This window comes from Bradyrhizobium sp. USDA 326 (assembly GCF_049739485.1).
Taxonomy (GTDB): domain Bacteria; phylum Pseudomonadota; class Alphaproteobacteria; order Rhizobiales; family Xanthobacteraceae; genus Bradyrhizobium.
In genome coordinates, this window is record NZ_JBMGQA010000001.1 from 290,985 (window position 1) to 315,718 (window position 24,734).

The window sequence follows — 24,734 nt, forward strand, 5'->3', positions numbered from 1 at the left end:
GCTTCTTGCATTCCCCAATTCACCTGCTCCTCCCGGAGGAGGTTCGGAGGGGGTGGCCAGAAGCACCCGGCACTTGTGGCTGCCCCCTCTTTCCATTTCGCCCGACTTATCCCGCCCGCATGGCCCGCGCCGCGGAACCGTGGCGGCGGATGAGGTCTGCCACGTCGAGGCCTGGAATCGCGCCGTCGATCACCGTCCATTTTCCGGCCACCATCACCCGGTCTGCCCGATGAGCCCCGCACAGCACCAGGGCAGCCAGCGGATCGCCGTGGCCGGAAAAGCGCAGCTCGTCGAGCCTGAACAGAGCGAGATCGGCAGCCCTACCGACGGCGATCTCACCGAGTTCAGGCCGCCCGACACAGGCCGCCGAGCCCTTGGTCGCCCAGCGCAGCGCATCCTTGTGGCTGACTTTCGCTACCCCGTAGCGCGCCCGTTGCAGCAGGAAGGCGGCGCGAACCTCCTGCATCAGGTTTGAGCCATCGTTCGACGCCGAGCCGTCGACGCCGATCCCGATCCCGACGCCGGCCTCCTCCATCTCGCAGACGGGACAGCAGCCGGACGCCAGCAGCTGGTTGCTGCACGCGCAATGGCTGATGGTCGTCTTCGCCTTGCAGAGCCGCTTGATCTCGTCTTCGTTGAAAAAGATTCCATGGGCGAGCCAGGTTCGCGCATTGAGCCAGCCGCATTGCTCGAGATAGTCGAGCGGACGGCAGCCATACATCTGCTGGCAGAATTTGTTCTCGTCCTCGGTCTCGGCCAGATGGGTGTGCAGGCGCAGGTCGAGCTTGCCGGCGAGATCGGCCGTCGCGCGCATCAGCGACGTCGTCACCGAGAACGGCGAACAGGGAGCAAGCGCGATCTGCACCATCGCATCCGCGCCGCGCTGGTGATGTTTTGCGACCACGCGCGCGCTGTCAGCGAGAATGGTGTCCTCGTCCTGCACGACGCTATCGGGTGGCAGGCCGCCGTCGCGCTGCGACAGGTTCATCGAGCCGCGCGTGAGCAACACCCGCACACCGAGACGCTTCGCCACCGCCACCTCGATATCGACGGCGTCTTCGAGCCCGGCCGGGAACACATAATGGTGATCGGTCGTGGTGGTGCAGCCGGAGAGCAGCAGCTCGGACATCGCCACGGTGACGCCGAGTTCGAGCGCCTCGGGCGTCAGCCTCGCCCACACCGGATAGAGCGCCTGAAGCCAGGGGAACAGTTCGCGGTCCATCGCGGCCGGCAGCGCCCGCGTCAGCGTCTGGTAGAAATGATGATGAGTATTGATCAGGCCCGGCAACACGACGTGTTCGCCCGCATCGAACGCTGCGACATCCGCGGTCGCGGGCACACCACCGGCCGGCACGAGCTCGACGATCCGACCGTCCTTCACCACGATTCCGCGCTCGGCACCGTCGGCGAGGACGGCCAGGGGATCCCTGATCCAGATCGGACTTGCGTCACTCATGATCCTGCTTCTCCTCACATTCGCCGGCGGCAGGCCTGCAGGGCGGAGGCCGACTACGTCCTTGCTCCGACTTGTTGTTGCCACTTGGCTCCTGTCTTGCAACACTTTCGCCTGGACGATTCACCCGCGGAAGCGTTGGCGCGGCCATGGACTTGAATACCATCACAGCGGTTGCACATCCGCAAACGCGCGCGCAGCTACCCGTTTGGACGGCAGGTGATGCTTGGCTTGCGGGCGGCACCTGGCTGTTCTCGGAGCCGCAAACGCATCTGACACGACTGATCGATCTCACCGGTCTGAAATGGCCGGCGCTGACACTTACCGACGGCCACCTCAGCATCGCCGCCACCTGCACAATCGCAGAGCTCGATGGACTAGTCTGCCCATCCGATTGGCTCGCAGCGCCGCTGATCAACCAGTGCTGCCGCGCCTTCCTTGCTTCGTTCAAGGTCTGGAAGACCGCGACCGTCGGCGGCAACCTCTGTATGTCGCTGCCGGCGGGACCGATGATCTCGCTCACCGCCGCGCTCGACGGCATCTGCACAATCTGGAAGGCTAGCGGCGGTGAACAGAAGCTTTCCGTCGCCGAATTCGTCACCGGCAACCAGCGCAATCGCCTGACCCCAGGCGACCTTCTCCGGCAGATCGATATCCCGACCGCCGCACTGAAGCGCCGCACGGCATTCCGCCAGATCTCGCTGGCGCCGGTCGGCCGCTCGGCGGCGCTGCTGATCGGCAGTCTCGAAGCCGATGATGCGCTGACACTCACAGTCACCGCGTCGACGGTGCGGCCGGTCCAGCTACGCCTTCGCAAAGCCCCGGACGCGAGCACACTCCGCACCGCGCTCATGCAGCAGATCACCGACGATCTGTACCACGCCGACATCCATGGCGCGCCACTCTGGCGCAAGCACATGACGCTGCGGCTCGCCGAGGAAATTCGCCGCGAACTCCTGGGAGCGATGTGGCCATGAGCTTCGAGGTCAACGGCAAGGCATTTTCTCAGGGGCCACGCGCCGGGCAATGCCTGCGCACGTTCCTGCGCGAGCTCGGCCATTTCGGGGTCAAAAAGGGCTGCGACGCCGGCGATTGCGGCGCCTGCACCGTGCTGCTCGACGGGGAGCCGGTGCACAGCTGCCTGATCCCGGCGTTCCGTGCCGAGGGACACGCCGTCACCACCATTGAAGGTCTTGGCAGAGATCATGGCAGGCATCCGATGCAGCAGGCTTTCCTCGATGCGCAGGGCTTCCAATGCGGCTTCTGCACCGCCGGCATGATCCTGACCTGCGCCGCGCTGAATCAGGCCCAGCGGACCGATCTCGGCGCAGCGCTGAAGGGCAATATCTGCCGCTGCACCGGTTATCGTTCGATCGAGGATGCGATCCTCGGCACGACCAATGTCGAGGCGAGCGTCGCGGCCGGCGCCGCGTTCGGCCGCAGCCTGCCGGCGCCGGCGGGTCCCGATATCGTGCGCGGCAAGGCACGCTACACTTTCGACACCGGAATCGACGGACTGCTGCACGTCAAGCTGCTGCGTTCGCCGCATGCTCACGCCAGGATCGTCGCGATCGACCGGTCGGAAGCCCTTCGCGTTCCCGGTGTGCATGCCGTGCTGACGCATGAGGATGCGCCGTCCGTCCTGATCTCGACCGCGCGGCACGAGATGGACTGGATGGACCCCGAGGACACCCGCGTTCTCGACGAGGTCGTGCGCTTCATCGGCCAAAAGGTCGCCGCCGTCGTCGCCGAGACCGAAGGCGCTGCCGAGGAGGCATGCCGCAGGCTGAAAGTCAGTTACGAGATTCTGCCGGCGTTGATCGATCCGGAGCTGGCGATGGCGCCGGGTGCGCCGATCATTCATCCCGAGCGCACCAGGGCGAACCGTGTGGCCGACGCTCAGCGCAACCTGGTGGCGGAAACGCATGGCGAGTTCGGCGATGTCGCGGCCGCGCTCGCCACGTCCGCTGTGACCTACGAGGCTACTTTCCACAGTCACCGTGTACAGCATGCGGCACTGGAGACGCATGGCGGCCTCGCCTGGCTCGATGACGCAGGCGTGCTCAATGTCCGCACTTCGACGCAGGTCCCATTCCTGACCCGGCGCGCGCTGTCGGACATCTTTGGGCTTCCCATGGACAAGGTCCGCGTGTTCTGCGAGCGCGTCGGCGGCGGCTTCGGCGGCAAGCAGGAGATGTTCGTCGAGGACATTCTGGCGCTTGCTGCGCTCAAGACCGGGCGGCCTGTGAAGCTGGAGCTCACCCGCGAGGAGCAGTTCATCGCGACCTCGACGCGGCATCCGATGCGGGTCCACATCAAAGCCGGCGCCGATGCCGACGGCAAGCTCACCGCGCTCCAGCTCGACGTGCTCTCCAACACCGGGGCCTACGGCAATCATGCCGGCCCTGTGATGTTCCACGCACTGGCCGAATCCATCGCCGTCTACAACTGCCCGAACAAGCGTGTGGACGGCGTCGCCGTCTACACCAACACGGTGCCGGCGGGCGCGTTTCGCGGCTATGGCCTGCCGCAGACACTGATCGCGGTGGAGGCCGCGATCGACGAGCTGGCCAGGCAACTCGGCATCAATCCCTACGACATGCGCCGACGTAATATCGTGAGGCCCGGCGATCCCATGCTGTCGCCGCCGCCGTCCGAATATCACGACGTGCTCTACGGCTCCTATGGGCTCGACCAGTGCCTCGATCTGGTCGAGCGCGCGATGCAGGCCGATGGCCCGCAGCGAGAGCTGTCGCCGGATTGGCTGATCGGCGACGGCATCGCGCTGACCATGATCGACACCGTGCCGCCGGCCGGCCACTTCGCGGATGCAACGATCGCGCTCAACGACGACGGCGGCTTCGACCTCACCGTCGGCACGGCCGAGTTCGGCAACGGCACCAGCACCGTGCATCGCCAGATCGCGGCGACCACGCTGGCGACGACCGTCGAGAGAATCCATCTGCGCCAGTCCGACACCGCTCATGGCGGCCACGACACCGGCGCCTATGGCAGCGCCGGCACCTTCGTCGCGGGCAAGGCGACGTATGCGGCAGCCATGCAGCTTGCGACCAAGCTGAGGGCAGCCGCCGCCAGCGCCTGGCTGTGCGATGTGGACACCTGCGTGCTCGATGGGGACACCGTCGTCAGCGGCGTCCGCCGCATGCCTTTTACGGAGCTGGCGAAGCTCGCACGCGAGCGCGGACAGCCGTTCGCGGGCACCGGCACTTCCGGCGGCACCCCGCGATCGGTCGGGTTCAACGTGCAGGGCTTTCGCGTCGCGGTGAACAAGGGCACCGGCGAGCTCAGGATACTCAGGAGCGTGCACGCCGCGGACGCGGGCGTCGTCGCCAATCCCATGCAGTGCCGCGGTCAGGTTGAAGGCGGCGTGGCGCAGGCGCTCGGCGCCGCGCTCTACGAGGAGATGGTGATCGATGCGAACGGCCGCGTCGTCAACCCGAAATTCCGCGACTACCACCTGCCCTCCTTCGCCGATGTTCCGCGCACGGAGGTGTTCTTCGCCGAGACGTCCGACACGATCGGACCGCTGGGCGCCAAGTCGATGAGCGAGAGCCCGTACAATCCGGTCGCTGCCGCACTCGGCAACGCGATCGCGGATGCTACTGGCATCCGGTTCACCGCACCGCCGTTCAAGCCCGACCGGCTGTTTCCGGCGCTGCACGAGAAGTTCGGCAGCTAGACTAGCTGCCGCGATAGGTCGAATAGCTCCAGGGCGTGACCAGCAGCGGCACGTGATAGTGGCTTTCCGGCTCGCTGATCGCGAAACGCAACGGGATCTCGTCGAGGAATGGCGGGTCCGACAGCGGCACGTTGCGCTCGGCGTAATATTTGGCGACGCCGAATCTGAGCTCGTAGCGGCCGATCGGCAGCGGGCGACCGCCGATCAGCGGCTGGTCGGTGCGGCCGTCCGCATTGGTCACCGCGCGAGCGATGACGCGGCTCTCGCCAAGGCTCGCGAGCTCGACGAGCTCGATCGGAACGCCCGGCGCGGGTTTGCCAATGTGATTGTCCAGCACATGGGTCGAGAGCCGGCCGTGTACCTTCAGCCTGTCGTCGGCAATGACGAGCTGATCCAGCCGCAGCGCGGAGATGCGGCCAATTTCCGCGATCGCACGTCGCGTCTCGGTCTTGGCGATATTGAGCAGTCTCGTCTCGAAGTCGCGCAGCACGGAATCCCTGGTGTGACGACGCACGCAGACGATATAGGGGAAACCGAACTTGTGGCGATAGGCGTTGTTGGCACGCTCGAACGCCGCATATTCGGCCTCCGACAACCGGTCGAGGCCGGCGCTGTTCTGCTCGTCGGTCGATTCCGCGGTGAGGCCGGCGGCGCGCTGCGTCTTGTTGGCGAGATCGGGATGGGCCCGGATCAGCGCCAACTGAACATCGGGCTCGGCGCTCTGGATCGCCGCCATCAGGGCGGCGTGCAGCTGATTGATGCCGGCAAACGGCCGCTTTGCCGCGAGCTGCTCGGCGATCCATGGCGAATATTCGACGACATTGGCGAGCGCCGCGACGAAATCGGCCTTGCTTGCGGCGTTGAGATCGGCGAGTGAGATCTGCGACATCGTCCTCTCACCCGATCTCGAATGCGTCGGTGGCGAGATGGGCGTGCTTGTCGTGCCAGTGTTGCGCGATCTGCAACCGCGTCGGCACCCAGACGCGCTCATGCTTGCTGATATGGTCGAGGAAGCGCATCAGCCCCGCCGCGCGGCCGGGCCGGCCGGCAAGGCGGCAGTGCAGGCCGACTGACATCATCTTCGGCGCGGTCTCGCCTTCGGCGTAGAGCACGTCGAAAGCGTCTTTCAGATAGGTGAAGAACTGCTCGCCTTCCGCGAACCCTTGCGGGTTGATGAAGCGCATGTCGTTGGCGTCCAGCGTATAGGGAATGATGAGCTGCTTGCCGCCGGGACCCTTCACCCAATAGGGCAGATCGTCGGCATAGGAGTCGCAGAGATAGAGGAAGCCGCCTTCCTCCATCAGCAGCCGATTGGTGTTGATCGAGGAGCGCCCGGTGTACCAGCCGAGCGGCCGCGAGCCGGTCGCCTGGAGGTGGACGCGGATCGCTTCCGCGATCTCGGCGCGCTCCTGCGCCTCCGTCATGTCCTTGTGCTCGATCCACTTCAGACTGTGGCTGGCGATGTCCCAGCCCGCTTCCTTCATCGCCGCGACGATCTCGGGGTTGCGCTTCAGCGCGGTGGCGACGCCGAACACGGTGGTCGGCCAGTTGCGCGCGGTGAACATCCGCCACAGCCGCCAGAAGCCGGCGCGCGAGCCATATTCGAACATCGATTCGATGTTGGCGTGGCGCTGGCCCGGCCAGGGCTGCGCACCGAGCACGTCGGACAGAAATGCTTCCGAGGCGCGGTCGCCGTGCAGGATGTTGTTCTCGCCGCCTTCCTCGAAGTTGACGACGAACTGCACCACAATCCGCGCGTTGCCGGGCCATTGCGGATGGGGCGGGTTGCGGCCGTAACCGCGGAGATCGCGCGGGTAGCGAGGCTCAGTCACTCAGACTTCCTCGAAGCGGATCGGCAGCGCGCCCTTCCACAGCACGCTCTTGCCCAGCGTCGCCAAATTCTCTAGCCCCGACGTCAGCGTGATGAAATGGTTGCCTGCGAGCTGGCCCATCTTGCTCGCGAAATGCACGCCGCCATACGCCAGCAGGATCTCGGTCTCGCTGATGCCGCCCGGGTAAAGGATGATCTGGCCGGGCGCGGGATAGGAGGTGTGGTTCTCGTAACCGACGCCGAAATCGAGGTCGCCGAGCGGCATCCAGACGCCCTCACCGCTCCAGCGCACATGGATGATGTGGCTTTCGAACGGCAGTGCCTTGCGGAACGCGGCGACGGTCTTGGGCGCCAATTGCTCTTCGAAGCGGGCATCGAAGGTGAAATCGCCGGCGCTGATAACGAGTTTGCTCATCTCATCTCTCTGGATCGGGGCCGGTGGCCCCACGGATAACTTTCAAGCAAAGAGCATTCCCGACCGTTTCACGCAAGTGGTGGGGTGAAGCCGGGCAGCGCCGGGACCAGAAGATGTTTCGACACCCTTGTCGCCTGAAAACTCAACCGGTTCATTGAAGCGGATTGTGGCGGGCAAGTCCACCGGCGCCCCCGGCGGAATTGCCGAATAATTGACCGCGCCCGAGGGGCCACGCGGCACGATGCCGTAATATGGGGTCCGGCTCTGCAGCGCACCGTCGAAGGGACGCTGCGCTGCGTCCGGGGCACGAGAGTGGAGTTTGGCGCACGCTCTCTCCTCTTCGTCATTGCGAGCGACGCGAAGCAATCCAGAGTCTTTCCGCGGAGGGATTCTGGATTGCTTCGTCGCTACGCTCCTCGCAATGACGGTGGATGTGGCTGCGGACATGCACTCGCGGTCTCGCTGCGCAATTCGCCCGAGTTTTGCTTCGTCGCTCACCCTCTTGAGCCAAGAGGGCACAGGGAAGGCCGGGTGCTGACAACGCACCCGCGGTCCGCTGCGCGAAAATGTAGCGCAAAGAGACCGCACAGCAGCATACAGGTGGTGCCGATCACTCGGCCTTCCCTGCGCGATGGTCGGACGGCTTATGCCGCGCTCTCCCGGGAGCCGAGTTCGTTCTGGCCTCCCTCGCTCTCGCGAAATTCACCGGCCTGCGCGCCGGTTGACGCGACTGCCGCCTCCGCAAGAGCTTGACCGTAGCAACGACGGCCAGGACCACACGGTTTTGCCGTACGCGCGGCCCGCCATTTCGCCGCAGTTTTCCCAGCCCTGTCGACGGGGCTGGAAACTTACAGGCGAGACGAACCTGACAGCGCCGCTCGTCCGCACGCGGTTCGGGCTCACGGAGAGCAATCCGCCCCGCCCTTCACCTCTCGTGCACGACGCTGCCGCGTCCACCGCAAGCCCGGCTCGCGAACATGACGACCACACGATCGCCCCTCAAGAAATGAGCCGGGATGGGCGACACATACGACAAATCCGAATTTCGGTAAAGTGGAATATTTTCGAGGCAGGCGATTGACAAGCCAGCGAAACAGCGCGGACGACGGCTGCCGGCGAGCAACGAAGAGGGGCGGTGCAAGGCACCGCCCCTCGCGAATCCGGAAAACGCCTTCCGCGGATCAGGGCGAAAACGCCCGCCTAATAAGGCTGGTAATAGTGCGGCGCGCCATAATAAGGACCGCCGCCGTAGTAGCCGGGGCCGCCGTAATAGGGACCTGGCCCATAATAATAGCGGTTCTCGTAGTAGTCGCGACGTCGCTGCTCGGCGATCACCCCTCCGATGATGCCCGCCGCCGCGCCCATGAAGGCGAGGCCTGCTGCACTCGGTCCGCGTCGATGGTAGTGACGACGACGGGCTGCGCTGAAATCGGTGACGTCGGCGGAGGCCTGACCTGCCGCGGCAGCCTTTGGGGACACCGCCTGGGCCGGACCGGAGGATGCCGCAGCCGAGGGCGACACCGAGGTAGCGAGCAATGCCATGCCTGCAAACGCAGCCAGGACCGCGTTGCGGCCTGCTGCGGAAATCATCGGTCCATCACTCATCTTGATCTTCCTCTGCATCTTCCTCTGTTTTCGCCCAAAACGGACGCAAGCAAACAGTCCATAACACGCAAACCATTGAAATCGTTTCATGATCGCGGCGATCTGCCACGCTTCGAACAATTGTAAACCGAACGATCAGGTCCAGCTTGAACCATCCAACCTGAGCGGTTAATGAACAGCCGCGCCGTTTATCGGTCGCCGTAAGCGTTTCACGTGAACCAACGCATCAACCGACGTCGTCGGGATTGATGCCATTTCCAGGGTTCAACGTGATCGACGCGTCCTTTTCCTCGAAAGAAGTCAGATGATTGCGGTTCGCAAACTGCCGGCGCGCTATGCGCCGATCGTCATGCCGTTCGTGCTGTCCATTCTCATGACGGCGGTGGTCTCGGTCATATCGACGCTGCGAAGCCTCGGCGCAACGCCGGCGTTCCTGGCGACCTGGCCAGGCGCCTGGGCGCTGTCCTGGCTCGTCGCGTTTCCGACGCTGCTCATGGTCCTGCCACTCGTCCGCCGGATCGTGGCCTGCCTCGTCGCGGCGCCGCCCGGCCGATAGCCGATCCTTACGAGAGCGCCCCAAGCACGCCCCTCGTCGCCTTGTCGATCTCCTCGACGTAGCGGCGGCGGGCGAAGCTCTCGGTGAGGAAGCCGACGACCTTGCGGCTGTCGGTGGAATCGACCACGGCCAGCATCTCGGCCTCGGCCTCGTCGAACACCGCCATCGCCGATTTCACGTTCATTTCCGGGATCAGCACGATGTCGATCAGGCGGGCAAGCTCGATCACCTGGATGTCGTCGGCGATGCTGTCGAGATCGTTGGAGAACAGGTCAGGCAGCATGACCAGCCCGACATATTCGTCCGCATTGTTGACGATCACGATTCCGGGCCGCGAGCCCAGCGCGAACTCGCGGCGGACCGCAGCGATCGTCGTGGTCGAGGGCACCTTACCGACGTCGGAGCGCATCAGCCGCTCGACCGTGAGATTGCGCAGCCAGCCGACGTCGTTGGCGCTGCGGATGGTCTCGCCGCGCAGATGCAGCCGCCAGGTCGAGAAGGAGTGGCCGAACATGAAGCGGACGCAGATCGAGGTGACGATGCAGCCGGCGAGCACCACGGCGGTGACGTCGACATTGCGGGTCATCTCGAGCACGAGGAACGACATCGTCAGGGGGCCGCCGACGATGGCGACACCGAGCGTCGCCATGCCCGTCAGCATCGCGACCAGCGGATCGATCGCGAAGTTCGGGCTGATGAGCAGCAGCACCGCGGCAAAGAACTTTCCGATCAGGCTGCCGACGAACAGCGAGGCGAAGAACAGGCCGCCGCGGAAGCCCGAGGCGAGCGAGATCAGGCAGGCCGTCACCTTCAAGGCGATGACCAGCGCGATCAGGCCGATCGTCATCTCGTGAAAGAGATCGAGCACCATGGCGCCGTGGCCGGCTGCCAGCACTTGCGGCGTGATGATCGCGAAGCCGCCGACGATGAGGCCGCCGATCACCGGACGCAGCCAGACCGGCATCCAGGCGAACAGGCGCTCGAACATCGGCGAGGAGCGCATCACGGCGATGCCGACGCCGCTGGTGACGAGGGCGAGCCCGATCAGTGCCAGATACTGCTCGACGCCGACGGCGCTGACCTTCGGGATCTCCAGCGAATAGGGTGCACCGCCCAGCCATTGCGCGGTCAGGGCGCCCGCGAGCGAGGCCGCCAGGATCGGGGCGGCGCTGCCGACCGAATAGACACCGACGATCAGCTCGCAGGCGTAGAAGGCGCCGGTGATCGGCGCGCCGAACGCCGCCGCGATCGCGGCCGCCGCGCCGCAACCGACCATCAGACGCAGATCGTTGCGGCGAAGATTGAAGAACTTGCCGAGCAGCGAAGCGATCCCCGAGCCGATCTGGGTATAGCCGGCCTCGAGGCCGACCGAGGCGCCGCAGCCGTTGGAGATCAGCGTCTGGCTCGACACCACCACGCTGTCGCGCATCGACAGATTGCCGCCGCGTAGCGCATTCGCCTCGATCGGATCCACCGCGTTCGAAATCTTCATGCGCCGCCGCGACCATTCCATGATGCCGAGCGAGAGCCCTCCGAGCGCAGGTGCGATCAGCGCCGCCAACGGGCTGACGCTCTCGTGAGCCGACAGGTGAACATCAATGGGAATGCCGTAGATTACCACATGCGCGAGCTGGGCAATCTGGGCCATCAACGTCACGACCGAGCCCGCGAGCGTACCGATCACGAGCGCAAACGGGATCAGGTAGAACTCGTTGCTGCGTAGCAGGGCGCGCAGCCGAACCATGGTACGGTTCGTCCCCTTGCGATCGACTAGATGCCTGATCCGCACGAACACCCTCTGCCCGCCCCTACCGTTCCGCCAGTCCGTAGCCGGCCATGCGCTGGCGGACCCGCTCGATCTCGTCGCTGGAGAGCAGCGGCGGCCGTCCGATCTGGAGGCAGCCGTGATATTGCCGCGCCAGCGTCTCGACCTCGACGGCGAGCCACATCGCCTTGTCGAGCGTCTTGCCGATCGCGATCATGCCGTGGTGGTCGAGCAGGCAGGCAAGCCGGCCTTCCAGCGCCCGCACCGCATGTTCGGAGAGCTCCGCCGTTCCGAACGTCGCATAGGGCGCGCAGCGGATGCTGTCGCCGCCGGCCGCCGCGATCATGTAGTGCACCGGCGGAATCTCCATGCCCATGATCGCCAGGATGGTGCAATAGGTCGGATGGGCGTGCACGACGGCATTGACGTCGGGCCGCGACTTCAGGATGTCGCGATGGAAGCGCCACTCGCTCGAGGGCTTCTGGTCGGGCGCGTGGGCGCCGTCCATGGTCATGAAGACGATCTGGTCCGGACGCATGGCCTCATAGGGCACGCTGGTCGGCGTGACCAGGAGCCCGTCCACATGCCGGACGCTGATATTGCCCGAGGTGCCCTGGTTGATGCCGAGCGCGTTCATGCGCCGGCAGGCGTCGATAATGGCTTGTCTCTTGGCGAGCTCGTCCGCTGTCATCGACATGTCGCTTTCCTGTCGAGGGCTTGTTGGATCGAGTTACGTCAAAGCCACATGACAGTGCAAGCGAAAGCGTCCCGAATCCCGTGACACTCCGGCCGAACGCGATAGCAACAGGTTAACAGATTGTCGCAGCTCTAGCAGGCCGGTCCGGACCGCCGCGACCCCGTTGATGAGTGAACTGCACGGAATAGGCGGCGAGCAGCATGCAGAGCACGCGCGAGAGCCATAACAAAAGTTAAGTCCGGTGCGGAGGCAATGAGATCGAACGGTGCAATCGCAAAGCAACCATTCCCCACGATTGCCGTTTCACTGTGCATCGATACACGAACAGAAGCAGCCGAATCAATTGCACGAGCCCCGTTCCAGAATTGATCCGCACGATCCCGTTGCCTGCAGCCGTTGGGCGCTTCGATTAGGGACAAACGTCAGAGAGCTCAAGGCGGCGATTCATCAATTCGGCAGAGCAGCGGATGCCGTGGCGTACGGCCTTCAGCAATGGCGGCGTAGCGCCTCGCGTTGGCAGTGGCAGGGGCGCAGCCGCGCGCCGCAGGTCGGCATTCTCTCCGATTCCATGATCGCGCGCGGTGAGCAGCTCGCCTCGGTTGCACTGATCTGCGTCAATGCCGTCGCTCTCGTCGCCGGGGCCGTGCCACGCATCCTGCCCGTCGCGCCGGCATCTGATGTCGATGCATATCTCGATGGTCTCGACGGTGTTTTCGTCGGCGGCGGGCAGACCAATGTTCATCCGTCGCGTTATGGGCGAATGGCCGATGAGACGCGCGACGGTCCGTTGGATGAATTCCGCGACGAGGTCGCGCTGCGCCTGATCCCGCAGGCGCTGGCGCGGGGCATCCCCACTCTGTTCGTCTGCCGTGGCCTCCAGGAGCTGAACGTCGCCTTTGGCGGCACGCTTGCGAAGGAGCCGGACGATTTGCCCGAGGACCAACGCCATGGCACGCCCGAGGCGGACAACGAGGACGCCCGCTACCGGTTGCGGCAGAAGGTGACTCTGCGCAAGGGCGGCGTCCTGCAACAGATCTGCGGCGCGGATTCTATCACCGTGAATTCGCTGCACAGCTTCCTGATCGCCGATCTGGCTCCGGGGCTCGTCGCCGAGGCTGTCGCTGAAGACGGCTCGATCGAGGCCGTCAGCGTCGAGGGCGCGAGCGATTTTGCCCTCGGCACCCTCTTTCATCCGGACTATTGGGCGAGCTCCGACCACGCCTCGGCGCGCGTTCTGTCAGCCTTCGGGGACGCGGTTCGCCGGCACGCGAAGGCGCAGGGGGCAGCGTAGACCATGCACCGCTACCGCTTCGGCATCGAGGAAGAGTATTTCCTGGTCAACCGCCAGTCCGCGGCGCCGCGATCCGAGCTGCCCAAGCCCTACATGGCGGCGGCCCAGAAGCGACTCGGCGAACGGCTGACCACCGAAATCCTGCAATCGCAGATCGAGGTGGCGACCCCGCCGCTGACGTCTTCGGCCGATGCGCTGGCCGAGCTCGCGCATTATCGCTCAGTTCTGACCGAGGTCGGCAAGGACCACGGAGTCGGAATCGTCGCGGCCGGCACGCACCCGCTGGCTCAACCGCAGCAGCAGCGCATGACGCGCAAGCGCCGCTACAGCAAGGTCATCAGCGACCTCGGAATGGTCGGCCTCGGCAACCCGATCAGCGGGCTGCACGTCCACGTCGAGGTGCCCGAGCCTGACCTGCGCGTCGAGATCATGCACCGTCTGGTGCCGTTCCTGCCGCTGCTGCTGGCGCTCTCGACCTCGTCCCCGTTCTGGTGCGGCTACCCCACGGGATTGCTGGGCTATCGCAATGCCGCCAATGACGCCCTGCCCCGGACCGGGTTTCCCGAGATGTTTCGGAACCTGGCCGAATACGAGACCTATGTGAAGGCATTGGTCGATGCGGGCATCGTCCCCAACGCCACCTATGTGTGGTGGGCGCTGCGGCCCTCGCTCCAGCATCCGACCCTGGAGCTGCGCATCACCGACTGCTGCACGGCCATTGCGGACTCCGTGGCGATCGCGGCCCTGTTTCGTGCGCTGGTCCGGCACGCGGTGCACCATCCCGATCTGAACGCCACCTATTCGGCCGTGCACCGCGCACTGGTCGAGGAGAACCGCTGGCGGGCCCAGCGCTACGGAACCGACGGCACCTATATCGATCTGGTGTCGTTCGAGCCGATTTCATTTCGAAGCTGGCTCGAGGCGGTGATCGCCATGCTGGCGCCCAACATCGCGCATCTGGGCATCGAACACGATATCCAGCATCTCAAGACGATCCCCAAGCGCGGCACTTCGGCACATCTTCAGCTCGAATATTTCCGTAGCTTGAGGAAATTCGGCCGGTCGCCGCGGGAAGCGATCGGCGATGTGACGAAATGGCTGCGGACCTCGACCGAAGCCGGTGACTTCACCGCCCCGGGCGGCGAGCCGAAGGCGCCTCCGGCGCGGCAACCGCTGGCGGATCCGGTCTGACGCTGCAGGCGCATGGAACGACGTTTCGGCCGCCGACTTAGCTCAGCATGACCGCAATGGACATCGGTGGAGACTATCATGAGCGACAGCGGAGTTAGCATGCTGCTGGGCCATGCGTCGGCCCAGATGCTTTGGCTCTGGTTCATCGGCGCGTTCGTGCTCGGCGGAGTCCTCGTCTACGGGGTGATGAAGGCCGGCCACCTGCGCCGCAGCGAGCGGGCACGCCTCGATCGCGCGACGGAAGAGCGGCAGCGCCAGGAAGACCCCTACAAGCGCCCGACCTGAACAATCGCCGCGAACGCCGGTTGCAGTTTGGAACTTTCGTTCTCCGCAGGTCTTGATCGCCCGAGGATTGAGGAAGGCGACGCCTTCCTGTGGCACCTCATGAGGAGGACGTATGGCTAAACGAACGAAGAAGCGCACGACCAGGAAAACCGCGGCGCGCCGACCGCGACAGGCGCCGAAGATGCTCAGCGACCTGTTTCTGGCGACGCTGAAGGACATCTATTTCGCCGAGAACAAGATCATCAAGACCCTGCCCAAGATGGCGAAGGCGGCGCACTCGAAAGAGCTCTCGGCCGCCTTCAACAAGCACCTGCGTGAGACCCAGGGCCAGGTCAAGCGGCTGGATCAGGTCTTCAAGATGCTGGGCAAGCCTGCACGCGGCAAGCCCTGCGAGGCCATCAACGGTATCGCCGACGAGGGCGCCGAGATCATGAAGGAGTTCAAGGGAGCGCCGGCGCTCGATGCGGGACTGCTCGCGGCCGCCCAGGCGGTCGAGCATTACGAGATCTCCCGCTACGGCACGCTCCGCACCTGGGCCGAGGAGCTCGGCATGCAGGACGCGGCAAGGCTGCTCCAGGAGACGCTGGACGAGGAAGAGGCGACCGATCACGCCCTGACCGAACTCGCCACCTCCGTGATCAACCTGGAAGCGGAAGAAGAGTACCGGGCTGCGGCCTGACCCGCATCCCCTGCCAATGACGGAACGTCGCGGTCCATGCCGCGGCGTTCGTTTGCCTGGACGCACGACGGCGCATATGGCCCATCGGCGCCACGCTCTGGATTTCCCCGGAACCAGCCCCATATGCAGGCTTTCCCACCCTGAGCCCGCATCATGCAACCCAAAAATCCCTTCAACTGGATGCTCTCCGAAGCCCTGGACTCGCTGACCCGCGCCGATCGGCTGCGCCAGCAGTTCGGTCGCCAGGAAGCCTGCTGGGAGCCGCCGATCGACGTGCTCGAAACCGAGCGTGAGCTCCTGATCCTGGTGGCGCTTCCCGGCGTCAATCCGGACAATGTCGAGACCGTCATCCATGACGGCGTTCTCGTCATCTCCGGTCAGCGCACCCTCCCGCCGGAGCTTCGCAAGGCCCGCATCCATCGGCTCGAGCTGCCGCAGGGGCGTTTTGAGCGCCGCATTGCATTGCCCCTCGGCCGGTACGCGATCAGCCGCTTCGTGATGGACGGCTGCGTCGCACTGCGCCTCGCCAAATCCTGAGGTCGATCATGGCCAACGAACAGATGAACAACGAACAGACCAATAACGACGTGAAAATCCCCGAGGACGCGCTGATCATCATCCCCGTGCGCGAGATGGTGCTGTTTCCCGGCGCCATCGCGCCGATCACGATCGGCCGGGCGAAGTCCATCGCCGCCGCGCAGCAGGCGCTGCGCGAGCAGCGGCCGATCGGCATCGTCCTGCAACGCAGCCCTGAGACCGAGGAGCCCGGGCCGGACGACCTCTACAGGGTCGCCACCATCGCCAACATCGTGCGCTACATCACCGCGCCCGACGGCACCAACCACATCGTCTGCCAGGGCGTGCAGCGCGCGCGCCTCCTCGACTTCCTGCCGGGGACGCCGTTCCCGGCCGCCCGCTTCCAGCAGATCCCCGAGCCGACCACGACCTCACCCGAGATCGAGGCGCGCGCGCTGAACCTGCAGCGTCAGGCGATCGAGGCGATCGAGCTGCTGCCGCAGGCGCCGCCCGAGCTGGCCGCGGTCTTCCAGGGCACCAGCGCGCCCGGCGCGCTGGCGGATCTGGCGACCTCCTTCATGGACATCAAGCCGCAGGACAAGCAGGAGGTGCTGGAGACCATCGACCTCGCCCTGCGCGTGGAGAAGGTGTCGAAGCACCTGGCCGAGCGGCTGGAGGTGCTGCGCATCAGCAAGGAGATCGGCCAGCAGACCAAGGCCTCCTTCGACGAGCGGCAACGCGAGGCAATCCTGCGCGAGCAGATGGCGACCATCCAGCGCCAGCTCGGCGAAGGCGACGGCAAAGCGGCCGAGGTCACCGAGCTGACGGCGGCGATCGCCAAGGCCAACATGCCCCCGGAGGCGGAGGCGCACGCCAAGAAAGAGCTGCGCCGCTACGAGCGCATGCCGGAAGCCGCCGGCGAAGCCGGCATGGTCCGCACCTATCTCGACTGGCTGATCGAGCTGCCCTGGGCGTTGCCTGCGGAGAAGCCGATCGACATCAAGGAGGCGCGCCGCATCCTGGATGCGGATCATTTCGGCCTGGAGAAGATCAAGAGCCGGATCATCGAATATCTGGCGGTGCGCAAGCTCGCCCCGCAGGGCAAGGCGCCGATCCTGTGCTTCGTCGGCCCGCCCGGCGTCGGCAAGACTTCGCTCGGCCAGTCCATCGCACGCGCGATGGATCGCCCCTTCGTGCGCGTCAGCCTGGGCGGGGTGCATGACGAGGCGGAGATCCGCGGCCACCGGCGCACCTATATCGGCGCGCTGCCCGGCAACATCATCCAGGGCATCAAGAAGGCAGGCAGCCGCAACTGCGTCATGATGCTGGACGAGATCGACAAGATGGGCCGCGGCGTGCAGGGCGACCCTTCCGCCGCGATGCTGGAAGTGCTCGACCCCGAGCAGAACGGGACGTTCCGGGACAATTACCTGGGCGTGCCCTTCGACCTGTCGCGCGTGGTGTTCATCGCGACCGCCAACATGCTGGACCAGATCCCGGGTCCGCTGCTGGACCGCATGGAGCTGATCAGCCTCGCCGGCTACACCGAGGACGAGAAGCTGGAGATCGCGCAGCGCTATCTGGTGCGGCGGCAGCTCGAGGCCAATGGCCTTTCGGCCGATCAGGCTGAGATCGAGCCGGAGGCGCTGAAGCTGGTGGTCAAGGGCTATACCCGGGAGGCCGGCGTGCGCAATCTCGAGCGCGAGATCGGCAAGCTGTTCCGCCATGCCGCGGTGCAGGTCGCCGAAGGCACCGCCACCAAGGTCGTGATCGCGCCGAAGGACATCGCCACAGTGCTCGGCCAGCCGCGCTTCGAAGGCGAGATCGCACTGCGCACCAGCGTTCCCGGCGTGGCCACCGGCCTTGCCTGGACGCCGGTCGGCGGCGACATCCTGTTCATCGAGGCGACGCGTGTGCCCGGCAAGGGCGCTCTGATCCTGACCGGCCAGCTCGGCGACGTCATGCGCGAGAGCGTGCAGGCTGCGATGACTCTTGTGAAGAGCCGAGCTCCACAGCTCGGCATCGATCCGCAAGTGTTCGAGAAGAGCGACATCCACGTTCACGTCCCCGCGGGCGCAACCCCGAAGGACGGGCCGAGCGCCGGCGTCGCGATGTTCACGGCGCTGACGTCCCTGCTCACCAATCGCACCGTGCGCAGCGACACCGCGATGACCGGCGAGATCTCGCTGCGCGGCCTGGTGCTGCCGGTCGGCGGCATCAAGGAAAAGGTGGTGGCTGCGGCTGCTGCCGGATTGAAGCGGGTGATGCTGCCGGCGCGCAACAAGCGGGATTATGACGATATCCCGAAGAGCGCGCGGGACGATCTTGAATTCATCTGGCTGGAGCGCGTCGACGAGGCGATCGCCGCGGCGCTCGAGCCGACCGAGTTCAAGGTCGAAGCTGCGGAGTGAATGCGATGAAGAAACTGCTGGAGAAAGCGAAGAGATCGCGGAAGACGCAGCGGCTGCGTCAATTTCTCGATCGCGCGATCGACCGGGTTCGCGATGCGCTTGCGGCACCTGCGCCGCGGCTCCAACCCATTCCGGTCCGGGTGAAGCGCCGCAAGGGTTGAGCCCTCCGTCCCAGGCCCTCGCGGCTGCCCCAAACAAAAAGGCCCCCTCGACCCGAGGGGGCCTTCGCGTCGTTAGCCCACGGCGTCCTTGGCCGCCTTGACCGGACGGGCGCGGACGATCTTGCGGGCCGGCTTGGCCTTGAACATCATCTCTTCACCCGTGAACGGGTTGGTGCCCTTGCGCGCCTTGGTGGCAGGCTTCTTGATGACCACGAACTTGGCGAAGCCCGGCACCAGGAACAGGCCGTTCTTCTTGAGCTCCTTGTGGCCGACGTCGGTCAGCGTCTCCATGACGTTCTTGACGTCGCGCTTGGAAAGCTCGGTGGCGGTCGCAATCTTTTCGATCAACTGCGATTTGGACATTTGGGTTGGCATCGTGTCTCCTCTGATTCGTTGCCGGTTGCATATTAGACCAACCGTTGAAGGCCTGTAGCCTTCTGCACAGTTTTGTCGCGAATTTACGGGCTTTTCTGTCCCCCTGTGACAAAAAACCCTGCTTTTTAGCTACTTCCGGAGCGGGAAGAACCTCGGGCAGCGGTTTTTGCCTTGTTTCAAAGGCCCGTACGCCATCCTGCTAAAACTGATTCGCAGCTTTCGACAAGCGACGACCGGCCTCTTTGTGAAAGGCCGGTCGTGTTTCACCCTGAAAAATAAGGGTCGGATCGCAGGTCGCCGGTCTTTCTCCCCATAAATACAGCGAGAAAGTGAGGGGGCAACTGGCTAGACGCGTTCGATGATGATGGCCGGCGCCATGCCGCCGGCGGCGCACATGGTGACGAGCCCACGCTTGAGGTCGCGCCGTTCGAGCTCGTCGAGCACGGTGCCGATCAGGATCGAGCCGGTGGCGCCGATGGGATGGCCGAGGGCGATCGAGCCGCCATTGACGTTGACCTTGGCGCGGTCGAGCTTGAGGTCGCGGATATATTTTTCCGCCACCACCGCGAACGCCTCGTTGATCTCGAACAGGTCGATGTCGTCGATGGTCAGGCCCGCCTTCGCCAGCACTTTGCGGGTCGCCGGCACCGGCGCGTTCAGCATCAGGGTCGGCGAGTCCCCCATGTTCGCCATCGCGACCACGCGGGCGCGCGGCCTCAGGCCGTGTTCCCTGGCGTAAGCCGGCGAAGCCAGAAGGATCGCGGCAGCACCGTCGACGACGCCGGAGGAGTTGCCGGCGTGATGCACGAAGTCGATCTTCAGATCAGGATATTTCTGCAGGATCAGGCTGCGATAGGTCGTGCCCCTGTCGTCGAGCGCGTAGTCGGCGATCGCCGGGAATGCCGGCTTCAGGCTGCTGAGGCCCTCCATCGTGGTCTGCGGCCGCGGATATTCCTCATGGTCGAGCGCGAGGCTGCCGTCCTCGCGGTGGACGGGCACGAGGCTCTTCTTGAAGTGGCCGTTCGCGATCGCATGCGCGGCGCGCTTCTGGCTCTCCAGCCCGAACGCGTCGACATCCCTTCGCGTGATGCCTTCCATGGTCGCGATCGCATCGGCGCAGACGCCCTGATGCGACTGCGGATGCCGCGCGCGCAGGCGCAGATTGCCGCCGTCCATCATCATCGGACCGCCGCCGCGGCGTCCGTCCATCGACATCATCTCGCAGCCGCCGGCGATGACGAGGTCCTCAGTGCCCGCCATGATCGAGCTCGCGGCCATGTTGACGCTGGTGATTCCGCTTCCGCAGAAGCGGTCGAGCGTCACCGCGCTGGCACGCACGTCGTAGCCGGCATCGAGTGCGGACATGCGGCCGAGATCACCGCTTTGCGTTGCGACCTGCGCGCTGCAGCCCCAGACGATGTCGTCGACGTCTGCCGTATTGATGCCGGTGCGATCGGCAAGCGCGCGCAGCACGGTTGCCCCGAGTTGCTGCGGATGAATCCCTGAGAGCGCTCCCTTGCCGGCCTTGCCGATGCCTCGCGGGGTCCGGCAGGCATCGATGATCAGCGCGTCAGCCATTGGCGTTGTCCTCTCGTTTATGGGTGTTGGGACGGTTTTGAATAAGGGGAAGAGTGGAGTCAATGCGCGGCGCTGCACGCCTTCTCCCGCCCTCAACCGGATTTTCCGCTACGCGAAAGCCTCAGCGACGTCAGGGCCGGGCTTGTCTCGGCCATCCACGCTTTACTCGGGGCAGGAACAACGTGGATGCCCGGGACAAGCCCGGGCATGACGATCTCTCAGGTACATGGAAGAAGACCGCTACCCCCCCGCCGCGTTCTTCGCGATCACGTTGCGGTAGAAGCTGGCGCTGAGTTTGGGCGTGCGAACCTGGGTGTCGAAATTGACGTGGTACAGCCCAAAACGCTTGTTGAGGCCATAGACCCACTCGAAATTGTCCATCAGGCTCCAGAGGAAATAGCCGCGCACCGGAACGCCCTCGCTGGTGGCGCGCTCGAGTTGGGCGAGATAGTTGCGCAAATACATGATGCGATCGGTGTCGTAGATCTTGCCGTCCGGCGTCACCGCATCGTCGCCGGATGCCCCGTTCTCGCTGATGTAGATCGCGTCTGTTTTCCATATCTTGGCGGCGAGCTTCGGCACCCAGTAGATCGTCTCGGGCCCGACGCGCAGCCAGTCCGAATTCATGTGCGGAAACGATTTCGGGATCGGCAGCGGCATGAAGCCCGCGCCCTTGTCGGAGGCCACGACGTAATTCTGTGGCGCGTAGATGTTGAGACCGAGGAAGTCGACCGGCGAGGAGATGATCTTGAGCTCCGCATCGGTGAATTTCGGCGCGTTGGGCCCGGCGAATTTCAGAAAGGCGTCGGTATAGCGCCCCGTCATGATGACGTTGAGGTAGCCGGCATTCATCTCGCGCAGCGCGATCTCCGCGGCGCGAACGTTCTCCGGCGTGTCGATCGCGGGCGCGCAGGCATCGACGTTCTCGGCCGGCCCCACACTGGTGCCGCGGCGGCCGTGAGCCCGCACTGCCTGCACCGCGAGCCCGTGCGCCAGCGCGCTGTTGTGCCTGATCTGGTTGACATCGGCTTGCGGCAGCGTCAGGCCCGGCGCGTCGATGCCGATGCCGTAACCGAAATAGACGAAGCGGCCGCTCTCGTTCAGCGTGAACACGTTCCTGACCCGGTCGGTCAGACGCTCGGCGACATAGGCCGCGTAATCGCCAAAGATCTTGCAGGTTTCCGTCGAACGCCAGCCGCCAAACCGGTCCTCGAGCGATTGGGGCAGGTCCCAATGATAGAGCGTCAGCCACGGCTCGATGCCGTTCTTCAGGAGCTCGTCGACGAGACGATTGTAGAAGTCGAGCCCCTTCGGGTTGGGCTTGCCGTCGCCGTCCGGAAACAGCCGCGGCCAGGCCACCGAGAAGCGATAGGCCCTGCAGCCGAGCTCCTTGATGAGGGCGATGTCCTCCTTGTAGCGGTGATAGTGCTCATTGGCGCGGTCGCCCGTGGTGCCGTCCTCGATCTTGCCGGGGATGCGAACGAACTTGTCCCAGATCGAGGGTCCTCGCCCGTCCTCGTCGACCGCGCCTTCCACCTGGTAGGACGAGGTCGCCGTGCCCCAGACGAATCCCGACGGAAAGCTGCTTCCACCGGGCGGCGGCCGAGCCGGCTTGGCTTCGGCTGCGTCGAGCGCGCCAGTCATCCCGGCTGCGGACAGCCCCGCGATCTTCGCAAGCTGGCGACGCGAGACCTTGTCCGTCATGAATGCTTCTCCGCTTCCGGGTTGTTGCGGACGCACAATGGCGAGTCGTGGGCGGTTTGAAAAGCAAGCTTTGGCGAAAGCCGGATACAGATCTGACCGTCTTGGCGCGACATATGGATGCGGGCCGGCCGACGCGCTTGCTTCCCGCTCAGCGCGAGCGCTTCGGCAATTTTCGCAGCTTGTCGGGATTGAACGCCGGCACCTGCTCGGCTCGTTCGCGTGCGGGCGGCTGCTGTTCCGTCAGAATGAGCGTGCCGTGGAGAATCATTCCCGGCACCTGCTGCGCCGTCGCGGTGTAGCTCGCGATCCTGCCGGGGCAATATCCCTCGATGGCCAGCGTGAGCTCATCTTCGATGCCGAAGACCGTCGAGCGCCCATCGGTATGACGCTTCGTCGATACGGTCGCAGTGAAGCGGTCGCCATCGACCGTGCAGGAGCCATGATACGTCATCAGGCTGTCACGGCCCCAAATCTGGCCGTCTGCGACGTGAACGATCCCGGTACCCTGGTCGAGCGGCGTCCTGTACCACGCCGCGTAGGTGCCGTCCTTCAGCATGGGAGCAGTCTCTCCTGATATTCCCACGCGGACCATTGGCATCATTTAACGCCAAGAAACAGTTAATGACCCTGCCCGTGCCAATCCGGTCTTTCCTTGCGCAGCTCGGCCTCGAGCTCCTCGATGATGCTGTGAAGCAGATGCGCGGCAAGCGGGTCGGTCACTTCGCGCTCCAAGTGGCGGTAACGCGCGATCAGGAACTCCTGCTCTTTCAACTGGCGTTCTGTCATCAGATGGGCCCTCCGACAAACCGACGCGGAGAGGACCGAGCAGTTTCATTAAAATTTTCAAACCATTTTCTATGGTTTCTGATGGGTTAAAGGCGCCAGGCTTCGCCGGCGGGGCCGGCGGTAGCGCCGCTCATCGTGCGTTCGCGAAACCGCGCGATCGCCTGGAGCAGGATCGGGCAAAACAGAACCGCTTCAGGCAAGACCCGGAGCCTCTGCACCGCATAGAACCCGCGCCGACCCGTAAAAGCACGGACACCTGATCTGAGGCAGCAAGCGATCAGAAGGAGCCTCGCAATGACCGGGAGCACCGCACCCATGCGCAATCCCTCGTCCAGGGGCCAGCCGCCCCTCCCCGGCGCACAACCCGTCGACATCGCCACGACCGAGCGGCGCGCCGCCGACTTGGAGATGGCGCGGGTGCTCAGGACCGAACCGACCCGCATGGCGCTGGACGCCTCCGGCGCCGGGATCGCGTACTGGAAACACGATCCATTGCATGACGTCGTCGAGCCCATGAGCCACCACGTGATCATGGCCTATAACGGCGTGATGCAGCGCATGGAGCGCCGGTCGGGAAAATCGGTTTCGATCGGCACGTTTCGTCCCGGAGTCGTGATCATCATTCCGGAAGGATCGAGCTCCCGATGGGACATTCCGAAGCCCGTCGATGTCGTTCAACTCTATCTTCCGAATGCGACACTGAAGCGCGTTGCCGGCGAAGCCGGGATCGCAGGAGCGGCCGACCTGCTGGAGCGGACGGCGCACCCCGACCCCATTACATCCCGGCTGCTCTTGAGCGCAGCGGATGCGCTCGACGGCAATGGCGTCCTGGATACGCTGTTCCGGCACCAGGTGACGGATCTTCTTGCCACCCGCGTCCTGGCTGCGCACACGGGCTCGCCGGTCGCGTTCCAACCGACCATGGGCGGGCTGTCGCCGAAGGTCCTGCTCCGCGCGATCGAACGGTTGCGCTCGGACAGTGATGCGGACGTCTCGCTCGATGCGCTGGCGTCCGAGGCCGGCCTCTCGCGCTTTCACTTCTGCCGCGCCTTCAAGGAGAGCACCGGACTCTCGCCGCATGCCTGGCTGCGCCAACACCGGCTCGAGCAGGCCATGAAGATGCTGCGGGAAAGCGACGACCCGGTCGTCTCGATCGCTGTGGCGCTTGGCTATTCCTCGCAGACGGCGTTCGCCGCAGCCTTCAGGAAGCTCACCGGCGAAGCACCGAGCGAATGGCGCAGGCGCATGCGTTAGCAGCAATCGCTCGATGGCGACAGCAATCGCTCTGGGGCAGAGGCACGCCTGATCGGTTAGACCATCACCATGTCCAATCCCACGACGGAGGCAAATGATGATCGGGAAAGGCTTCGTCCACCGGCTGGCAATCACCTCATCACGCAAGGGTCTCGCCACCGCGGTCGTGTACGGACTTACGCTGACTGTTCGCTTCACTTCAGCAACAGGTGACGACATTCCGCCGCAATCGGCACAACGCGCCCACCCGGTGATTTCGGTGATCACCGGGGACAGCTTCCGCCTGCCCTATCAGGACTGGAGCCGCAAGTCCGCGCGGTCGATCGTCTTTCGTCAGGGCTGGCCGCCCGGCTGTCCGCTCCAATAGGCGTCAGCAAGCTCGCTTCAACCATTCGCATCGTCGCTGACCGCAACAGGACTTGCCGCGAACCCGCAGCGGCGGCGGCAACGCGCCTGTGCCCAGGAAGATCAACCAAAGGAG

Annotated in this window: 24 protein-coding genes and 1 pseudogene; 13 read left to right on the forward strand and 12 right to left on the reverse strand. The window is 64.9% G+C overall.

Translation table 11 applies throughout. The features are described from left to right. Positions 1-106: 106 nt before the first annotated feature. Entirely contained in the window at positions 107-1,456 is a 1,350-nt protein-coding gene (locus tag ABIG06_RS01330; RefSeq protein WP_370140752.1) for an 8-oxoguanine deaminase, read from the reverse strand. A gap of 146 nt (positions 1,457-1,602) precedes the next feature. On the opposite strand from ABIG06_RS01330, the gene ABIG06_RS01335 reads away from it, so the two are divergent. Together ABIG06_RS01335 and ABIG06_RS01340 are read left to right on the forward strand one after the other, a co-directional pair. Next, positions 1,603-2,430: an FAD binding domain-containing protein gene (locus ABIG06_RS01335; RefSeq protein WP_370140753.1), complete on the forward strand. Its 828-nt coding sequence runs from the start codon at positions 1,603-1,605 to the stop codon at positions 2,428-2,430. After that, a complete protein-coding gene (locus ABIG06_RS01340; RefSeq protein WP_370140754.1) occupies positions 2,427-5,153 on the forward strand; it encodes a molybdopterin-dependent oxidoreductase in 2,727 nt (908 codons plus the stop codon). Before ABIG06_RS01335 ends, ABIG06_RS01340 begins: the two co-directional genes overlap by 4 nt. Before the next feature lies 1 nt (position 5,154). On the opposite strand, the gene uraD is transcribed toward ABIG06_RS01340, so the two are convergent. From uraD to ABIG06_RS01360, 4 genes are all read right to left on the reverse strand, one after another. Continuing rightward, positions 5,155-6,042 carry a 2-oxo-4-hydroxy-4-carboxy-5-ureidoimidazoline decarboxylase gene (uraD, locus tag ABIG06_RS01345; protein ID WP_370140755.1) on the reverse strand — a complete coding sequence of 296 codons (888 nt, stop codon included), beginning with the start codon at positions 6,040-6,042 and terminating at the stop codon, positions 5,155-5,157. Positions 6,043-6,049: 7 nt separating this feature from the next. Next, positions 6,050-6,985, reverse strand: coding sequence for an allantoinase PuuE (puuE, locus tag ABIG06_RS01350; RefSeq protein WP_370140756.1), 936 nt, complete (start codon positions 6,983-6,985; stop codon positions 6,050-6,052). Then, the gene (locus ABIG06_RS01355) at positions 6,986-7,399 is read right to left on the reverse strand and encodes a DUF3830 family protein (protein ID WP_131870951.1); all 414 of its coding nucleotides are present in this window, start codon (positions 7,397-7,399) and stop codon (positions 6,986-6,988) included. Between the two features lie 1,200 nt (positions 7,400-8,599). Continuing rightward, entirely contained in the window at positions 8,600-9,004 is a 405-nt protein-coding gene (locus tag ABIG06_RS01360) for a hypothetical protein (protein ID WP_370133551.1), read from the reverse strand. A gap of 304 nt (positions 9,005-9,308) precedes the next feature. Here ABIG06_RS01360 and ABIG06_RS01365 point away from each other — a divergent pair, with 304 nt between their 5' ends. After that, complete coding sequence (locus tag ABIG06_RS01365) at positions 9,309-9,560, forward strand: DUF2798 domain-containing protein (protein ID WP_008565736.1); 252 nt, start codon at positions 9,309-9,311, stop codon at positions 9,558-9,560. Positions 9,561-9,567: 7 nt separating this feature from the next. Here the strand turns inward: ABIG06_RS01365 and ABIG06_RS01370 are convergent, their stop codons facing one another. After that, entirely contained in the window at positions 9,568-11,355 is a 1,788-nt protein-coding gene (locus tag ABIG06_RS01370) for a chloride channel protein (RefSeq protein ID WP_370133554.1), read from the reverse strand. A 13-nt stretch (positions 11,356-11,368) separates the two neighbouring features. Further along, positions 11,369-12,022 (reverse strand): L-fuculose-phosphate aldolase, encoded by a 654-nt coding sequence (locus ABIG06_RS01375; protein ID WP_199751835.1) that lies wholly within the window; start codon positions 12,020-12,022, stop codon positions 11,369-11,371. 265 nt (positions 12,023-12,287) lie between these two features. On the opposite strand from ABIG06_RS01375, the pseudogene ABIG06_RS01380 reads away from it, so the two are divergent. The 8 genes and pseudogenes from ABIG06_RS01380 to ABIG06_RS01415 form a co-directional block, all read left to right on the forward strand. Then, positions 12,288-12,488 (forward strand): annotated as a pseudogene (locus tag ABIG06_RS01380) (DUF3606 domain-containing protein); the annotation flags it as partial. A gap of 6 nt (positions 12,489-12,494) precedes the next feature. Then, a complete protein-coding gene (locus tag ABIG06_RS01385) occupies positions 12,495-13,313 on the forward strand; it encodes a gamma-glutamyl-gamma-aminobutyrate hydrolase family protein (protein ID WP_370140757.1) in 819 nt (272 codons plus the stop codon). 3 nt (positions 13,314-13,316) lie between these two features. Continuing rightward, positions 13,317-14,504 carry a carboxylate-amine ligase gene (locus tag ABIG06_RS01390; RefSeq protein WP_370133556.1) on the forward strand — a complete coding sequence of 396 codons (1,188 nt, stop codon included), beginning with the start codon at positions 13,317-13,319 and terminating at the stop codon, positions 14,502-14,504. 78 nt (positions 14,505-14,582) lie between these two features. Beyond that, a complete protein-coding gene (locus ABIG06_RS01395) occupies positions 14,583-14,789 on the forward strand; it encodes a hypothetical protein (RefSeq protein WP_024342523.1) in 207 nt (68 codons plus the stop codon). A gap of 112 nt (positions 14,790-14,901) precedes the next feature. Continuing rightward, complete coding sequence (locus ABIG06_RS01400) at positions 14,902-15,468, forward strand: ferritin-like domain-containing protein (RefSeq protein WP_124161792.1); 567 nt, start codon at positions 14,902-14,904, stop codon at positions 15,466-15,468. Between the two features lie 153 nt (positions 15,469-15,621). Further along, a complete protein-coding gene (locus ABIG06_RS01405) occupies positions 15,622-16,005 on the forward strand; it encodes an Hsp20/alpha crystallin family protein (protein ID WP_124161793.1) in 384 nt (127 codons plus the stop codon). 8 nt (positions 16,006-16,013) lie between these two features. Beyond that, complete coding sequence (lon, locus tag ABIG06_RS01410) at positions 16,014-18,395, forward strand: endopeptidase La (protein WP_370133559.1); 2,382 nt, start codon at positions 16,014-16,016, stop codon at positions 18,393-18,395. A gap of 5 nt (positions 18,396-18,400) precedes the next feature. Next, positions 18,401-18,556 (forward strand): hypothetical protein, encoded by a 156-nt coding sequence (locus tag ABIG06_RS01415; RefSeq protein ID WP_199751837.1) that lies wholly within the window; start codon positions 18,401-18,403, stop codon positions 18,554-18,556. Between the two features lie 72 nt (positions 18,557-18,628). Here the strand turns inward: ABIG06_RS01415 and ABIG06_RS01420 are convergent, their stop codons facing one another. The 5 genes from ABIG06_RS01420 to ABIG06_RS01440 all read right to left on the reverse strand — a co-directional run bounded on the left by ABIG06_RS01420 (position 18,629) and on the right by ABIG06_RS01440 (position 22,999). Beyond that, positions 18,629-18,931 (reverse strand): HU family DNA-binding protein, encoded by a 303-nt coding sequence (locus ABIG06_RS01420; protein WP_018320691.1) that lies wholly within the window; start codon positions 18,929-18,931, stop codon positions 18,629-18,631. A 345-nt stretch (positions 18,932-19,276) separates the two neighbouring features. After that, positions 19,277-20,509, reverse strand: a complete 1,233-nt coding sequence (locus ABIG06_RS01425; protein ID WP_370133562.1) for an acetyl-CoA C-acetyltransferase — start codon at positions 20,507-20,509, stop codon at positions 19,277-19,279. A 240-nt stretch (positions 20,510-20,749) separates the two neighbouring features. Beyond that, on the reverse strand, positions 20,750-22,213 hold the full coding sequence (locus tag ABIG06_RS01430; RefSeq protein WP_370133565.1) for a GH1 family beta-glucosidase: 1,464 nt from the start codon (positions 22,211-22,213) through the stop codon (positions 20,750-20,752). 148 nt (positions 22,214-22,361) lie between these two features. Beyond that, positions 22,362-22,769: a hypothetical protein gene (locus tag ABIG06_RS01435; RefSeq protein WP_370133567.1), complete on the reverse strand. Its 408-nt coding sequence runs from the start codon at positions 22,767-22,769 to the stop codon at positions 22,362-22,364. A 62-nt stretch (positions 22,770-22,831) separates the two neighbouring features. Next, positions 22,832-22,999, reverse strand: a complete 168-nt coding sequence (locus tag ABIG06_RS01440; protein ID WP_199751842.1) for a hypothetical protein — start codon at positions 22,997-22,999, stop codon at positions 22,832-22,834. A gap of 294 nt (positions 23,000-23,293) precedes the next feature. Between ABIG06_RS01440 and ABIG06_RS01445 the strand changes: the two genes are divergently transcribed. Both ABIG06_RS01445 and ABIG06_RS01450 read left to right on the forward strand, forming a co-directional pair. Beyond that, entirely contained in the window at positions 23,294-24,253 is a 960-nt protein-coding gene (locus tag ABIG06_RS01445) for a helix-turn-helix transcriptional regulator (RefSeq protein ID WP_370133570.1), read from the forward strand. A gap of 94 nt (positions 24,254-24,347) precedes the next feature. After that, entirely contained in the window at positions 24,348-24,620 is a 273-nt protein-coding gene (locus ABIG06_RS01450; protein WP_124161798.1) for a hypothetical protein, read from the forward strand. The last annotated feature ends 114 nt before the right edge of the window (positions 24,621-24,734 follow it).